Genomic DNA, 15,903 nt, shown 5'->3' on the forward strand with positions numbered 1-15,903 from the left:
AGCCTCGGCGGGCTCACCCCGAACGCGTTTGCAACCCGGCCCAAACAGGACCAGAACCAGAACAGACTCTAGTTATGAACGGGGGAAGACAGGGGCAAGGTCAAGCGCTATGCCACCACGCTGGCCGACCTGCACATCGTCGCCTTCACCTGCCTCATACTCAGGAAGGCTGCTCTACTCGCCGACAGTTCATAACAGCCTTTAGGGTGCACGGATGTATTCGCCGATGGCGACACAATTCGCTGATCACTAGCACCTGCTCGTTGATGCCTCTGAGGCGCTGTCCGACATCCTCGAGCGAAACCGGCCTCGAGATCCGGGTTATGATGAACTATGCAGTGCATGACCGTTCGTTCCCGGCGATGCGACGGCGAGCGCGGCAACGTCGGATTTACACAGCTCGCTATGCAACCGCTGCGAGACAGCTCTGTGCCTTCACGGCAGAGGTGTGCCGACCGCAAAGATCGCTAACCGAATAGGCACCTCCCGTAACGCCGTGCGCTGGTCGATCCGGGCCGGCCGGTTCACGCTCTACCGCAGACTCCCAAGTCTGAGACGACTCTATGATCAACTTCCCTTCGCCATGACGCCCAGGCAAGACGGAGAGCGCGGCGCGAACCTCCTGTATCGCGAGTTGCATGCCCGGGACTTCACTGGCGGCTACGACATCATCCGGCGCTGAGATGCGTGCCAGCAATCAGGGATGCCGCCCCGCTTGGCATCCGACCGGATCCCCTTAACGCGACGCATCTACCCGATGGCTGACCGGCGATCTGGCCACGGCAGGCCCTTGAGGGTTCGTCAATACAAGCTGTGCATACGCGTCGAGGAGCATCCGCGCATCGAACAGGCGGCATCGACCGTGGAGAAATGAGCGGTAAAACAGCAGGCCGGACGTGTACAGCGTCAGATCACCGACGCGAAACCTCACCGCCATCCGCACGCGATCATCGGCCAACAACTCGTCAGCCTCATCTCTCCCCCGCGACGACGCCGATCCGATAGGCGCACCTGCCTACAATAAGATTTCGATTTGCTGGATCAATGTCAGTCTCTTTGTCATACATCGACACACCGCAAGGCATCAAATCACAACTGCTTTCCGCTGTATACAACCCCTTAAAATTCAACACAAATTCATTTACTACAACCAACTTCCTTTGACTCGAACAAACTTCTCCATGTTGACGGAGCAATACGATCCAGATGACAGCCTATTAGATTGATATCATACCATCTGCTATCTTGAATTGCTTCCAAAACACTTTTTACATTTGCGCCAAGTGGATTATCCCGCAAAAGTTCGACTTTTATAAGTGGACACCCACAACGCATTGACTCTTTCCAATACAACTGCAGAGGGTTAGGATAATTTTCAGTCAGGATGTACTGCCTTACCTTCTCCCATTCGACTCCGGCGAAATGCGGGATATTATCTTCGGCAACTCGATTACGCACCTCTAAGTCGGGCGTCACAAAATTGATCAACCCGCCAATTTTAAAGCCAGCATTTTCGACAGCAGACGAAAGCCCCACTTCGTAATCAAGAATTATGTTTAACTTATCCGGCGGAGGATTTACATTTGACCAAAAGTAGCTGGCGAATCCCGACTCTATAAGCGCGCGACGAAAAACCATAAAAAACGATTGAACATGAGGTCTATATTGATGATTGACGGCCACCCCCCAAAGATCCGATTTTGAAGAACTTAAGGAGTCAAATAGTGAAGCCGGATCTTTACACGGCCCGTAACAACTATCGTTAGCAAATACGACCTCGCCATATTCATGAAGTCGCAAACCTTCGAAGCCAACGCGCCAACTTGCGAAGTCATATCCGATGTTTTCACGGCAAATAACTACATCGACAAGCGATCTAACCAATTTAATGTACTTTTCGCACAACCAAGAGGTGGAAACAAAATATATAGTATCAAAGTACGGGCGATAACACCTGAGGGAATACAGAACATGAGGATCAACTACGTCGTGAGGATCGAAATGAGCGAAGATCAGGGCACGCATCTACTCAGTCCCTTAATCCATCATGTCTACGTAACCGAGGAGGCAGGTACGCATGATACTTCCACCTTTCCAACAAAACTTCAAACACCCCAGGCCAGTAATGTGGCGAAGGAGCTCTATCATTTTCAGGCAGTTTTGAGACCATACTCCATACAAAATTGCGCATTACCTCAGTCGTTTCATATGCAGAAATATGCGCCAGCTCCTTAAATGAGTTGTTACCGTGCAGGCGATACTTATACAGAATATTAGATAGAAAGACAGGCTCTTCGTAGTACAAACTACGCAGCAGAAAATCCCAATCATGAACATACTTATACGATCGAAACGGTCCTATTTTTTCCCATAGGCCACGGGAAAAGAAAAAATTTCCGGTTGAAATTGCTAGTTGGTTGCGCATCAACGCGAACCCCAACGTGGGATATGAACCTACCTCTTGTCTCACCTTTCTCAGCGCATCAATGTATTCGTCAGGCTCGGCGACTTGATTGATGTCATTTATGAATTCCACGTCGCCAAATACCATAGATTTGCCGAGTCGCTGCACTGCAGATACGCAGTGCGAAATTCTGTCTAAAGTGAACTCATCATCGGAATTCAATATGTTAATATAATCTCCCGATGATATCTGAATGGCTTCATTGATCGTTTCAGCAGCACCCCGATTTTTGCGGATGATTAAAATCGACGACTGCATGTTTTCGCTTAAAAAATCGCGTGCTATTATTCCTGTGCCGTCGGTCGAACCATCGTCGATAGCTATAATTTGTAGAGGTCGATAATCCTGCATGACGACGGACAGAAGAGCACGCTCGATGAATTTCCTATGATTATACATAGGAACTATCACGCTAACTAGCGGTCGCCGCATCATTTGAAAAGCTCCCTATCCAGAAGCATGGCCTTCAGCGCTTGGGTGGACTGATAGTTACCGCGGAGAAGATTAAGCAGCGAAAGTTCGTCCTGAGAGCGTTCGGGGTAATTTTGCATTTGCCTAAGTCGAGATAATATTGCGAGCGGCTGACTTTCCTGACGGATTGTATTTAATGCAGAATGCACAGCCGATAAATTTAATTTCCCGTTCATTTCGTCCGGTTCGAGATGGGCGCCTTCTCCCCACTCGTTCCAAGCATTGATAAAAACAACTTGATGTTCTGGGGGCGACATCAAGACAGATTGGCGAAGCACTTCCGTAAGCCAGCGCTCAAATGCGAAAGGATTTGAATTGTGGAAAATATGGGGAGTATTTTGTCTCCGGGCCGTATTATCCCAACCGGGGAAAACGCCTCTATACCATCTATAATCAGGTATCATTTTCTTCAAGGCATGATTGACCGCTTTGTCGTAGTCAAAAATATATCCGGAGAATTCGTCGTTCAACATTTCGGGCTGAGCGTCAGGTAAGTTTTCTTGTACTAGCCAGCCATGCGGAGGAAACTCTACGGCGGCATCGAAGCCCCAGGGAGTAGGATCGGTAATACCATAAAATTGTACAGCGCAGAGATGCAGTTCGCCGAGTCCTGCACGTCGAACCTCTTCTCGCCAAATGGCGGCTGTTGCCGCGCAGTTCGGCAGCAAGTCAGTTCTATAAACCAAAAGTACAAGACGCCCATCGATCCTTAGATAACGGCGATCCTTCAAATACTTAAGTGCGTCTACGATAAAACGTCTATCATTTTCTGGCGAATGTTCTTGCGAGAGGAGTACATCGTCCGCCTTACCGTCCCAAGTTCGCGTCCAATTTTCGTTCGCCCAACAGACACAGAACGGAATATCGACATTGCGATTATCCAACATCTGATCAAGCGGTCTCTCAAGTATCCTTCTCCCGCCGAACCAGTACATATAATAGCAGAATGCGCTTATGCCATACTCTTTTGCCAGCTCCGCTTGCTGTATTTGTACATTTACGTCAGCTAAATCGTAGTACCGCCCGTCTAATGGCTTGTGAGGTTGGTAATGCCCAGAAAAATTTGGTCGCGCTTTTCGTACATTTGTCCACTCCGTGAACCCCTCCCCCCACCATTTATCGTTTTCTTTAACTCTATGATATTGCGGTAGATAGAAAGCAATTACTTTAGGATTTACAGAAAACAAATCCCCGTTGTAGCTTGATTGATGTATTTTTATCGTATCTGTCCAATTAACTGGCTGAGTCGTAGGAAATGTTTTTTCGGCCCGCTTGTATCGCCTGCCCTCATCAGATCCGAAGGCTAGATAATGTAACTCCGGAGCAATTCCGGCTCTCACCACATCAGGATTGAGCTGTGAATAAAGGTCACTATCAAAATCGTCCGGCAGCTTTCCATTGACTTTGTAAGGTCGTTTCTCGCGACCGCCATAAACACGATAGTGATGCTCTGGGGTCATCTCAATACCCTTGAGATCCACGTTCAGAGCAAGATATGTGACTGGATCGAAGTCATCGGGTAGATCTGTATAAAAACGATATGGCCTGCGCTCCTCGTGGCCGTGCTGTAAATAGTGTTTAGCGGCATCCACCAGAGAGGCTGCAACATCTGGATTAAGTTCCAAATATGCCCTTGAATCAAAATCGGAAGGCAGAACCAAATTACTTTGCTTATTTCGGTAGCGACGAAAATAATTGATCATGCTATTTCCTTTACCAAACACAGGATATGCGCGCAACTGTGTGACACCGCTCAATTTAGCCGCTAAATTTTTCGGCTAAACTCGAACAATCAGATCCTTATTTGACCGTCCTGCATGTGTACTTTCTTCTCCCTGATTACCTTAGCAAAACTTCTTGTTTTCCGTGCCATCTTTGTCATAATCCTACGGTTGCGCTTACCCCTATGTAAGCGACACAGATACGTCGTTTCGTCTCAGTGTCAACGATGCTAGTGTGCCTGTTGCCGATCAGATTGCATCATAGGCGTTGTATCCGGCCTCTCTGAGGTAGTTGGTGCACCGCTGCGGAGTCAGGTTTCCGAAGCTGGTCCGATTCCGCTTCAAGGTTTGCAATGGTGCGGTTTTCAGCTTTGCGAAGTTCGCTCTTCGTTTTGGCGAAGTGATGCTAAGCCGGGTTGAAGTTACGTGACTAAGATTGTTCCAAATCGGAGCCTGTTAAAGTCCTCTGCTGACGGTCCCATCTTTGTCCTGTACAAACACAAATTTCACGTGTCGCGGCGGGACGGAGAGCTTGCTGATCAGATGGAATAGGAACGCCCTGCTCAACCGCGCGAGCGGCAGGTGGCCGAGTTCGGCTAGGTCGCGAACCCATAACGGCTGGCACGGGTGAGGCGTGCCGTCGTTACCCTTCTGGAGACGGAGGGTTCTGGATGGCGCGGTTTGACCTGACGGATGCGGAGTGGGCGGTGATCGAGCCGCTTCTGCCGACGGACGTGCGCGGCAAGGAGCGGGTGGACGACCGGCGGGTACTCAACGGCATCTTCTGGCGGCTGCGCACGGGTGCGCCCTGGGCCGACATCCCGGCGCGCTACGGTCCCTACACGACCTGCGGCAACCGCTTCCGGCGCTGGCGCAAGCGTGGGATCTGGGACCGGCTTCTGGATGCGGTGTCAAAGGCTTACGAGGGCGACCTGCAGATGATCGACGCCACCAGCGTGCGCGTGCATCAGCACGCAGCCTGCGCCCAAAAAAAGAGGGCGGATCCGGTGGCATGGGTCGTTCGCGCGGCGGCCTGACGAGCAAGATCCACGCGCTGGTGGATGCCGAGGGCCGTCCCGTGGCGCTCAAGATCACGGCAGGCCAGGCGCATGATGGACGCTCGGCGGCGGACATGTTGGGCGGATTGAGCGCGGGCCAGATCCTGCTGGGTGATCGGGCCTACGACAGCGACGCGCTACGCGCCCGGATGGCCGAGCAGGGGGCGTGGGCGAACGTGAAGCCGATGCCCAACCGCAAGCAGGTGCCGGCCTTCAGCCCGTTCCTGTACAAGTACCGCAACTTGGTCGAGCGCTTCTTCAGCAAGATCAAGCACTTCCGGGCTGTCGCCACACGCTACGACAAGGATCCCGACAACTTCCTCGCCAGCGTCAAACTCGCAGCCCTGCGGGTTTGGCTGCGAGCTTAATGAGTCCGCGACCTAGAGCGTTTTCGGTCTGAGCTGAATTGGGCGTGTGGGGTTTACGCGGCGGTGTGGGGCTGATTCCTTGCGTTCTCGATAAGGAGCGAAGCATGAGCTGGCCCTGCAGCCAGGACCTCCGCGAACGCGTCATCGGCGCAGCCGGGAGGACGTCGCGTCGACAAGCGGCCGCGCGCTTCGTGGTCGGCGTGGCCACGGCGATCCGCTGGATGACCGTCCTGACGACGACCGGGACGGTGGCGGCCCGTCCTCAGGGGCGAACTAGCCGCTCCAAGCTCGACCCGCACGAGGCCTACCTGCGGACCCTGATCGCCGAACGGGCCTGCGCCTGTCTGGGATCGCCGCACCGTTCGTGCTCGACGGGCCGATCAACCGCGACGCTTTCGAGACTTACGTCGCGCGTGTGCTCGTGCCCGAACTTGCCCCCGGCGACATCGTCGTCATGGACAACCTCGGCAGCCACAAAGGACCGGCGGTACGCGCGGCGATCGAAGCGGCGGTTGCGCGGCTGCTGTTCCTACCGCCCTACTCGCCGGACTTCAATCCGGTCGAGATCGCCTTCTCCAAGCTCAAAGCGCTGCTGCGCACAGCCGCTGAGCGCACGGTCGGTGGACTATGGACGGCCATCGGCCGGCTCATCAACACCATCACGCCCGATGAATGCACCAACATCTTCGCCGCCGCGGGATATGAGCCAGATTCAACCAAAACGCTCTAGAGGCTGTTATGAACCGGCTACGAGTAGAGCAGCCTTCTCGAGCATAAGGCAGGTGAAGGCGACGATGTGTAGGTCGGCCAGCGTGGTGGCATAGCGCTCGTAATCTTTGACGAGCCGGCGGAAGCGGGTGGCCCAGGCGAAGGAGCGCTCGACGACCCAGCTCGGGGGCTGCAGCACGAAGCCGCGCTTGGCCTCGGGCAGCCTCACGACTTCCCGTTCGATGCCGTGCTCGCGTGCGGCTGTAGCCGCCTTATCGCCGGTGTAGCCCTGATCGACGAAGGCAACCTCGACGCTGTCGCCGGTGGCCGCCTGCACGGCCTTGGTCAGATGCTCGACTTGGGCACGGTCATCGGCGTTGGCGGGCGTGACGTGCAGGGCCAGGAGATGCCCGAGCGTGTCCACCGCCATATGCAGCTTCGAGCCCTGCTTGCGCTTGGCTCCGTCGTAGCCGGCCCGCTCGCCGCTCTCGGGCGTCGCCCGCAGCGTTCGGCTGTCGAGGATGGCTGCCGACGGCTCGGCCTTGTGCCCGGCCGCCAGGCGCAGCACGGCACGCAGGTCCTCCGCCCGTTGCTCGAAGCAGCCGGCCGACAACCAACGTTGCGCCTGCTGGTAGACGGCTGCCCAGGGCGGCAGATCCTGGGGCATCCAACGCCACGGCGCGCCCGTCGATACACCGAGCGCCTTGCTGAAGCGGGCATCGAACTGTGCGTCGGCAGCGTCGGCGACTCGTACGATAATGCTCTCGCCGAGACCGTGATCGGACTGTTTAAGACCAAGGTCATCCACTGGCGCGGGCCGTGGCGGTCGTTCGAAGCCGTCGAGCTTGCCACCCTCGAATGGGTGGATTGGTTCAACACCCGCCGCCTGCTCGAACCAATCGGCAACGTGCCTCCCGCTGAAGCCGAAGCGCACTACTATGCCCAAATCGAGGCGCAAGCCTGGGCCGCATGACCCAAACCAAATGGCCTCCGGAAAACCCGGAGCGTTTCACTGGCAACAACGCCAGGCCCGCCTGCGCTCGGGCAACTTGGGCCGGATCGACAGCCCTTCGTCCCGGTAGAGCCCGTAGGTGCGCTTGTGATCCACCTCCCAGCCCTCCCGTCGCGACAGGATCTGCAGCCGCCGGTAGCCGTAGCGAAGCCGTGCAGCAGCGAGCTCCTTCAGCCGCATCCGCAGCGCCACCTGCGGATCAGAGCGCTTCCTGTAACGCTCGGACGAGCGACCGAAGCCGGTGGCCTGGCAGGCCCGTCGCTCGCTGACGTCATAGTCCACCTGCAGGTGACCGGCGACCTCGCGGCGAACGGCGAGCCTCGCCACTTTCGCTTGAGCACATCCTGCAGCATGAAGCGATCTAGCGTCAGGTCGGCGACCAGCCTCTTGAGCTTGCTGTTCTCGTCCTCCAGTTGCTTGAGCCGCCGATTCTCCGGCACGCCCATCTTCCGGCAGACCTCGTCCACCGTCGCACCGTTCTCTGCCTGCCGCAGGGCAAAGGCGATCTGTTCGTTCGTGCAACGTTTGCAAGGCATGGCATCCACCCTCCTGCAGGGTTCAGGATGCCCGAAAAACTTGCGCTCGGCGCGGACCAGTTTGGGTAACGCAGGGTCAGGACTGAAGGAGTCGGCCATGCGGTGAGGTCAGAAGGCGAACGCGGATCAGGTGATGCTGAAGCTGCACCAGATCGAGGTGCTCCTGCCCCACACGATCCGCATCCTTAATGGTGGCCGGCTCGTAGCAAGCCATACGATCCGGGAGGGGCGACGGCAGTGCCGCATCGACCCCGACCATCGGCAAGGCATGGCCTCTCGGGCCATGCGCCGCGGCCATCCCGACGGTCCGCCGATCGGCCGCCATGGCGATCACGTCGCCCGGCGCTCGCTGGCCGTCTATCAGGCAATCGGCGAACGGCTCGCCGGCGGGATCGGAGGCCAGCGATGATACGCGGCCGCCCCCTGTGTCGCTACGACCCTCGACACCATCACGCGCAGCTTGATCGGCCTACGCATGCCACGCGCCCTGGAGGTGCTCGACGCGACGGTCCGACGTATCGAGCAGAGCGAGATCGACAGCTTAGCCGCCCTTGACGTGATCCTAGCCGAGGAACTGACGCTGCGCGAGAACCGCCGCGTGAAGACCGCCCTGCTGTTCGCGCGCCTGACCACGATCAAGACGCTGTCCGGGTTCGACTTTGCCTTCCAGCCCTCGCTCGATCGCGAGCGCGTCCTGGCGCTGGCCGAACTGACCTTCATCGACCGGGCCGAGGTCGTCCATCTGGTCGGACCACCCGGCACCGGCAAGAGCCATCTGGCGATCGCGCTCGCCATCGAGGCGGTCAAGGCCGAACGCAGCGTCGTGTTCTCGACACTGGCCAACCTCGTGACCTTGATGGCCAAGGCCAAGCGCGACGGCTCCCTGCGCGAGCGCAGTCGCTATCTCTGCCGGGCCTCGCTGCTGGTTGCAGACGAGATCGGCTACCTCCCCGTCGTGCCGCGGGCGGCAACCTGTTCTTCCAGCTCGTCAACGCGCGCTATGAGGGCCGGGCGATAATCCTGACTTCGAACCGCGGCCTCGCCGAATGGGGCGAGGTGTTTGGTGATCCGGTCGTGGCCACGGCGCTGCTCGGCCGACTGCTCCAGCATGCCGTGGTGATCCAGATCGAGGGGGCGAGCTACCGCCTGCGCCAGCACGCCGACCTCGTCCCCGAACACGTTCGCTCCAAGGCCCTGATCGTCCCGCCGCCCGCACCCAGGCGCCGCGGTCGTCCACGCGGAAAGGCTTCCTCCGATCACTCGGCCAGCTGATCACCGATCCGCACCGAACCCGCCGGCCAAGGAATTTTGAAAGCCAACAATTGCAGATACTTCGGTGCCCGTTGACAGCAGTGACGACAAGATACTAACAGCGCTCGTCCGAAGATTTTGGCGAAGATGCAGTATGCTCGATCAATTGGCGAAGTGCTCTTACAACGCCATCCATTGATACCTTATAGTTATCCCGGGCCTGCGGGCCAACCTGTATGCTGATAAGGGCGCGATCTTCAAAATCATCCTCAACAGATTCGCGATCGATGAATAAAACAGGTCCAGAATTTTCCATTGTTACGTTCGAATTATAAATATCAAGTCCAATTCGATCGTCTAAGAAACGAGCGCCAGCTAGGACTAATCCATTGCTATTAGCTACCCACCTGTATTTGGCGAGACCAGCCCCCCATGGTGTTACGAAAAAGTCGGATTTTACAGACCAGAAGACACTGCGAGCCATCGGCTGACCTATAAGATCTATTATCGACACATTGGTGCCATCGAATTTCTGTAGGAGTGCCACCACGATCTCTTTTTCAACATCAATAGGAGCACGAATCGCATATTGGTCGGCAAAGCTACTTAGCGCTCTACTCGCGCCTCTTTCCTGATTATGGCCATCTACGACTACCGTTACACGATTAGAAAGTTTTGATAGCTGATCCACAATATTCAGGCAGAAGTCTTTGAAATTAACAACAGTGCGATTTTCCACTCTGAGACCCAAAAGTACGATGATGGAGCCTGCACTCCGGGCTACATCGAGAGCATAAAAGTCTTCAACGCACGATTCTGATTTTATACTATGTTCGACTATCAGGCCAGAAAGTGCCTGAGGTATAAATGCGGAAGTCGGGCTTATAGCTATCAATCCCTGGCGATAGCAAAACGAAGCTGCCTCGCTCAGATTTGACAACCCGCGGGTTACTTTCCCTGCAAAAGTAGGAAAAAGTTCGTCGAGCCTGCCCCACATCTCCGCTTGGTCGCCACCAACAATAACGATATCTGGAATATTTGCAGCAGCAATATCTCTATTTACAAGATACGCACCTGTAAGATCTTGCCAAATATGGTGCCCGAGATGCTTATTATGCCAGATATACGAGATCCGTCTCGCTCGATTTTTTATTTCGGAAGCAATAAGGTCGCGAGCATGAGGAATCAGGTGATTTTGTAGGCTTACCTCTATAGGCATTCCTGGGAAGACAGAAACTAGGAACTGCCGTGTCTCGACGTTCGGGACAAGAAGTAAGTTCTGGTCTGGCAGATATATACCGCACAGCTGAGAAGTGTAAAACGAGGCTATGGCAAACCACGCATATCCGTTCGTAGGCTCAACGAAACGGTAAGCAAATACATTGTCGGATAGTATCAGACCCAAGTTGCAGTCGACGAGATCGCTCGAAAACAAAGACGGAACAACAAAGCGCCCCCTCTCCGCAACCTCATTGGCAATCCTTATTGCGGTAAGCGAAAATATGTGCAGAATCGAGTCGATATTCTGAAATCGTAACTGGCAATTTCCGCCTATTAGCTCATCATGATCGCTTCCGATATTGCCAATCTCTATAGTGCGACAAACGGGAACAAGAGAATCTGGGGCAAGCGTCAGGAGGCCACTAATAATCTCTCCATCTAACAACAGCATATGCGACATAAAGTCTTGTTCAACGCTTCTATGGCCGAGTAGAATGGCATTCCGGAAGCGGCTCGCAAGCACTACTGCGCATTCAGTTAAATGCGGCCATCCGCTTTTCTTGAGATCATTTATGTCATTTGCGATATAATTGAACTGAGAATCTAAGAACCAAACGGCTTCTCGGCCAGTCAAATCAGTCCAAAAAAGAATAACAAGAGGATGAAGATCAGAAATAGCAAAATTCGCCTGCCAACTAGGGTTGCTATTATTAGCAGGCAGTCCATTGAGCATCACAGGAGATGCACATTCGTCCGTGATAATATGGAGAACTTGATCAATCCATTTAACTTTCAGCACCATCTGACCGCACCAAATCCCACAATTCGTTGCCATATAAGAAGGCACATGTCCACTCGACCATAAAGTGAGCACGCGCCGACACCTGCCCTCTTGACTCATGCCACTTGCGCCGGCTTAACACAAGCTGGGTGTCATTACATATGCTGTTGCCGATACAAAGCGCTTGTTGCATAACTTGCAAGCGTATGGGGCAAGTTTTTTCAGCTAAATTTAGAGTTTTGGTGTTCTGTATTTATTGCTCAGAAAATTAAAGACTTGGATAAGAGACGGTTTTCCTAACGAAGGTGCAATCACATTGCTGCTAGCTATACATATAGCCGCTCCCGGGCTGATTGCGATGGGTGAGCGGGTGGCGCGTTGACGGGTGAAGGAGCATGCTGATGCCTTCACCTGTGTCCGTTAAGTTACGCGAGCTCGTCGTGGCTGTTGTGGCGGCAGGTGCCTCGTGCCGCCGAGCGGCAGTTAGTTTAGGTATCAGCGTGTGGAGCGCCAGCCGCTGGTTGCAGCGCTCGCATCAAGAGGGCCATGTCGCTCCCAGTCCGATGGGCTGCGATCACACGTCGAAGCGCACTGAGGCACATGCGGCGCTGATCCTGGCTACCTCCAAACAGGAGTTATGAACCGCACCGGGTTTTCCGGAGGCCCCAACTCTTGCGAGGATGGAGCCATGACAAAGCGAACCCCACCCTTTTCCCCTGAGCCCGTGAACGCGCTGTGCGGATGGTGTTGGAGCACTAGGGCGAGCACGACTCTCAATACGGTGCGATCCGCTCGATTGCCGCTAAGATTGGCTGCTCGGGTGAGACGCTGCGGAGTTGGAATGGAAGACTAGACCGCTGCCTGCAAAGGGGCGGCGCTCGTGCAGGGCCTGCTCCAGGGCATCGAGCACGAAGTCCGCCCGCGCCGAGCGCGACACGCGCCAGCCGACGATCCGGCGGGCAAAAACGTCGACGACGAAGGCCGCATAGACGAAGCCGCCCCAGGTGGCGACGTAGGTAAAATCCGCGAGCCACAGCCTGTTCGGACACGCGGCCTTGAACTGCCGGTTGACCCGGTCGAGTGGGCACGCCGCGGCCGGATCAGGAATCGTCGTCCGGACTATCTTGCCTCGCACGACGCCTTGCAGACCCATCGCTCGCATCAGCCGTGCGACGGTGCGACGAGCCGCCGTGATCCCCTCACGGTCGAGTTGCTGCCAGATCTTGCGCACGCCGTAGACGCAGAAGTTTGCCTCGTACACGCGCCGGATCTCGGTCATCAGCACCGCATCCCGCTTGGATCGAGCCGGCAGCCTGCCGGGATCGGCCCGGCGCGCGGCATGGGCGTGATACGTCGACGGGGCGATCGGCTCGACCCCGTTGGCCCCGCGGTGATAGTCGATGAACGCGATCATCGCTTGAACGGGCGGTCGAGCTCCGCCTGGGCAAAATACGCCGATGCTTTTCTCAGGATCTCGTTGGCCTGCCGGAGTTCGCGAACCTCCCGCTCCAGCGCCTTAATCCGCTCGCGCTCGTCCGTCGTCTGGCCGGCTCGTTGGCCCTGGTCCCGCTCGGCTTGGCGTACCCAACCGCGGATCGCAATACGTGAGCCTCCGATATACCGAGCGCCTTGCTGAAGCGGGCATCGAACTGTGCGTCGGCAGCGTCGGCGACTCGTACGATAATGCTCTCGCCGAGACCGTGATCGGACTGTTTAAGACCAAGGTCATCCACTGGCGCGGGCCGTGGCGGTCGTTCGAAGCCGTCGAGCTTGCCACCCTCGAATGGGTGGATTGGTTCAACACCCGCCGCCTGCTCGAACCAATCGGCAACGTGCCTCCCGCTGAAGCCGAAGCGCACTACTATGCCCAAATCGAGGCGCAAGCCTGGGCCGCATGACCCAAACCAAATGGCCTCCGGAAAACCCGGAGCGTTTCAGCCACGCCTCCTTCTACGCGAGTTGCGCGATCGATTAGCTGAGCAGGGCGTGCAGACCAGCAAGAGTGGTCTGTCTCGCTTCTCCCAGCGACACGCGATCACCTGGAAAAGGGGCGAAGCTCGCAGTTGCGCAAGAGCACTGAGACGTAAGTGCGGCGCGCAAGGCGAAGTTCGAGGTGCAGCCCGAGTGCGATCCGGACCAGCTGGTGTTCCTGGACGAGACGGCGGCTGCCACCAGCATGGCCCGGCGCACGGTTGAGCACAGCCGGCTTGCAGCCCCGTTTGGGCACGACAAGACCGCGCCCATTACGGCCGCCCTGCGCACGAGCGGGCTGTGCGCGACCGCGCTGTTGTGCCGGAGCTAGCTCTCAATGGTGATCTGCGCCGCCTTCGACGGCTAGAAGAACTTTCCGGTCCGAAGTTCCTTATGCAGCCGTGCGTTGAAGTGCTTGACGTCGCCGTTCTCCCACGTCGCGCCTTAGACGATATCGGCAGTTTGGCCTCCAACCGCCCTGATCCAGGCCTGCAAGTATCTAGCAATAAACCGGATCCATTGACTAAGTGTGCTGCCAGTACCTGTAAGCGGAACCCTCAAGGTCCCGCCGGTGGGAAGCACGGGCTGCCACGTTCTATCTAGCAGCACGCCGCTCTCGCTGTAGCCACTCCCCGGAGCCGGCGATGGTCGAAAGCGTATTGGGGCCGAGTGCTTGCAATGTGCGCCGCACTCGATCTTCGGCAGACTAATATTTGTTTTTATGTATCATGATTTCATCACCGCGATGATTAACTTCGTACTTCGGCGATTCATCAAAATTGAACTTGTAATCACTGATGGTGCGCCTGCTGCCCTCCGGGGGCCGCCTGAGACGAACCTGGAAGTCAATCTCGTTTGGCTCCGTGTCGTATAGCGCCTCGAGCTCAAATGGCATTAGACCAGCCTCTTCCAATCTACAGAGATTGCGGAAGAAGGACTTGGGAGTTAAAATACTACAATGTGTATCGAAATATGATTTCGCCATGAAGGTATTGCGACAAATCTCCCAGGCTTCATCATCGGTATGCGACCGCTTAAGGGTGATGCCTTCTCCAACATCCCAGAGATTTGCTCCCTCAAGCCTGACGTGCTCGAATATGTGATAGTATATCTGAGAAGAGCTGGGCCGGGTCAGATTCTTTTCATAGTTATCAATCCATTCGCTTACATGAGTATCAGCGCGAATAAAATCGAAAGTATACCTTTTGTCCGGAAGTATAAGAGACAAAACTCCGCCGGTATCTAGAATGTTGTACACGCGATAGAGCCAGCCAACAAAGTCTGGCATATGTTCACCGACATGTGATCCCAGAACTAGGTCGAATTTGTCTTGCTTAAAGACGGACTGATAGTCCCCGTCACCTATTATGTAATCAACATTGACAATGTCGTCAGTATTATACCCGGGCATCGAGGCATAATTTTTTCTCAAAGTCTCCGTGTCTGTAAAATCGGCAAATTTTATGTTGAAGTCGCGCGGATTTAATGTTGGTCGGTGTAATGCGCCGATCTCGAGCACTTTTGTCGACTTATCCAGATCACCAACATATCGGTTCAATCTGACTTCGGCTCTACTTTTCGACATGCTAGTCACGCCTTTTCTGGAGGAGCAGACATGGTCTATAGATCACAGCTCATGCAAACCACTGACAATTTTAAGGAAACAAGGATGTCATTAATAACAAATACTAAGTTTATGCGTCGCTTTTTGCTCTACTGGCATGCGGCTTTCGGATCAAACTCGTACCATAACCATCTTTGCGCGTAATATAAGTATAAATCTTATAGTTCTTGAATAATGCCGTCAAGCGCTAGATGCAAATCTCAGAATGACAACCAGTATCAAGATAATTAGACAAAACGCCGCCGAACTCATCATCCAGGAGCCCCGTACTGGTAGACTTAGTCAATAATTTATATAGATAAAAATAGTCTTGTACGAAATATAGGTTAATTCCTTCAATCATCGAACATCTTACGAGGAGCATAATCCAACAAAACCTGAATATAAATCGCATTATGGATTATATCTACTAGATATCATTAGATAAGCTGTCTCATATGGCCTCAGGTTTATAACGAATTGTGACTCCACTTTCCGTTTGAATTGAGCGACATGGTGTACTTGAATGCTATAATTCTGTCTAGCTGTTACACGCTGGTACTATCCGAGGTCTGTGCAAAATTCCAACTGCACCTCGCGGGCGAGCCGCAGCAGGTTCTGGCCGTAATGGGTTTTAGCGAACAGCTCGCCGCGCGCCTGCAACTGCGCGCGGCCGATGAAGCCCTGAAGGTAGGCGATCTCCTCCAGGCAGGCGACCTGGAGCCCCTGCCGGTGCTG

General features: G+C 54.9%; 6 protein-coding genes, 10 pseudogenes and 1 other annotated feature. Of the genes and pseudogenes, 8 read left to right on the forward strand and 8 right to left on the reverse strand.

The features are described from left to right. Positions 1-1,137 precede the first annotated feature (1,137 nt). The 3 genes from HNR51_RS26215 to HNR51_RS26225 are packed head-to-tail and all read right to left on the reverse strand — an operon-like array spanning position 1,138 to position 4,638. The gene (locus tag HNR51_RS26215) at positions 1,138-2,025 is read right to left on the reverse strand and encodes a rhamnan synthesis F family protein (RefSeq protein WP_182556918.1); all 888 of its coding nucleotides are present in this window, start codon (positions 2,023-2,025) and stop codon (positions 1,138-1,140) included. 4 nt (positions 2,026-2,029) lie between these two features. Next, complete coding sequence (locus tag HNR51_RS26220; protein ID WP_182556919.1) at positions 2,030-2,899, reverse strand: glycosyltransferase; 870 nt, start codon at positions 2,897-2,899, stop codon at positions 2,030-2,032. After that, positions 2,896-4,638, reverse strand: coding sequence for a glycosyltransferase WbsX family protein (locus HNR51_RS26225; protein WP_182556920.1), 1,743 nt, complete (start codon positions 4,636-4,638; stop codon positions 2,896-2,898). The genes HNR51_RS26220 and HNR51_RS26225 overlap by 4 nt, the downstream gene beginning before the upstream one ends. Before the next feature lie 689 nt (positions 4,639-5,327). On the opposite strand from HNR51_RS26225, the pseudogene HNR51_RS26230 reads away from it, so the two are divergent. Next, positions 5,328-6,082, forward strand: a pseudogene (locus HNR51_RS26230) (IS5 family transposase). A 334-nt stretch (positions 6,083-6,416) separates the two neighbouring features. Next, positions 6,417-6,812 (forward strand): annotated as a pseudogene (locus HNR51_RS27040) (transposase); the annotation flags it as partial. 6 nt (positions 6,813-6,818) lie between these two features. Here HNR51_RS27040 and HNR51_RS26240 read toward each other — a convergent pair. After that, entirely contained in the window at positions 6,819-7,598 is a 780-nt protein-coding gene (locus HNR51_RS26240; RefSeq protein ID WP_436629355.1) for an IS5 family transposase, read from the reverse strand. On the opposite strand from HNR51_RS26240, the pseudogene HNR51_RS26245 reads away from it, so the two are divergent. After that, positions 7,479-7,763, forward strand: a pseudogene (locus tag HNR51_RS26245) (integrase core domain-containing protein); the annotation flags it as partial. The gene HNR51_RS26240 and the pseudogene HNR51_RS26245 sit on opposite strands and share 120 nt — an antisense overlap. On the opposite strand, the pseudogene HNR51_RS26250 reads toward HNR51_RS26245, so the two are convergent. After that, positions 7,759-8,338, reverse strand: a pseudogene (locus tag HNR51_RS26250) (transposase); the annotation flags it as partial. The pseudogenes HNR51_RS26245 and HNR51_RS26250 overlap by 5 nt on opposite strands. Before the next feature lie 163 nt (positions 8,339-8,501). On the opposite strand from HNR51_RS26250, the pseudogene HNR51_RS26255 reads away from it, so the two are divergent. Both HNR51_RS26255 and istB read left to right on the forward strand, forming a co-directional pair. Beyond that, positions 8,502-8,747: pseudogene (locus HNR51_RS26255) on the forward strand (IS21 family transposase); the annotation flags it as partial. A gap of 39 nt (positions 8,748-8,786) precedes the next feature. Then, positions 8,787-9,610 (forward strand): annotated as a pseudogene (istB, locus tag HNR51_RS26260) (IS21-like element helper ATPase IstB). Between the two features lie 94 nt (positions 9,611-9,704). Here istB and HNR51_RS26265 read toward each other — a convergent pair. Further along, complete coding sequence (locus HNR51_RS26265; RefSeq protein ID WP_182556922.1) at positions 9,705-11,612, reverse strand: hypothetical protein; 1,908 nt, start codon at positions 11,610-11,612, stop codon at positions 9,705-9,707. Between the two features lie 380 nt (positions 11,613-11,992). Here HNR51_RS26265 and HNR51_RS26875 point away from each other — a divergent pair. After that, positions 11,993-12,226 (forward strand): annotated as a pseudogene (locus HNR51_RS26875) (IS630 family transposase); the annotation flags it as partial. Between the two features lie 179 nt (positions 12,227-12,405). On the opposite strand, the pseudogene HNR51_RS26270 reads toward HNR51_RS26875, so the two are convergent. Then, positions 12,406-13,208: pseudogene (locus HNR51_RS26270) on the reverse strand (IS3 family transposase); the annotation flags it as partial. Continuing rightward, positions 12,949-13,047 (reverse strand) — a sequence feature (AL1L pseudoknot). Its footprint overlaps the pseudogene before it by 99 nt. Here HNR51_RS26270 and HNR51_RS26275 point away from each other — a divergent pair. Continuing rightward, positions 13,178-13,489 (forward strand): annotated as a pseudogene (locus tag HNR51_RS26275) (integrase core domain-containing protein); the annotation flags it as partial. The pseudogenes HNR51_RS26270 and HNR51_RS26275 overlap by 31 nt on opposite strands. 37 nt (positions 13,490-13,526) lie before the next feature. Further along, positions 13,527-13,881: pseudogene (locus tag HNR51_RS26280) on the forward strand (transposase); the annotation flags it as partial. A 387-nt stretch (positions 13,882-14,268) separates the two neighbouring features. Here the strand turns inward: HNR51_RS26280 and HNR51_RS26285 are convergent. Continuing rightward, complete coding sequence (locus HNR51_RS26285) at positions 14,269-15,081, reverse strand: class I SAM-dependent methyltransferase (RefSeq protein WP_182556923.1); 813 nt, start codon at positions 15,079-15,081, stop codon at positions 14,269-14,271. Positions 15,082-15,903: the final 822 nt, after the last annotated feature.

It is taken from the genome of Methylorubrum thiocyanatum (assembly GCA_014138645.1).
Lineage (GTDB): Bacteria > Pseudomonadota > Alphaproteobacteria > Rhizobiales > Beijerinckiaceae > Methylobacterium > Methylobacterium thiocyanatum.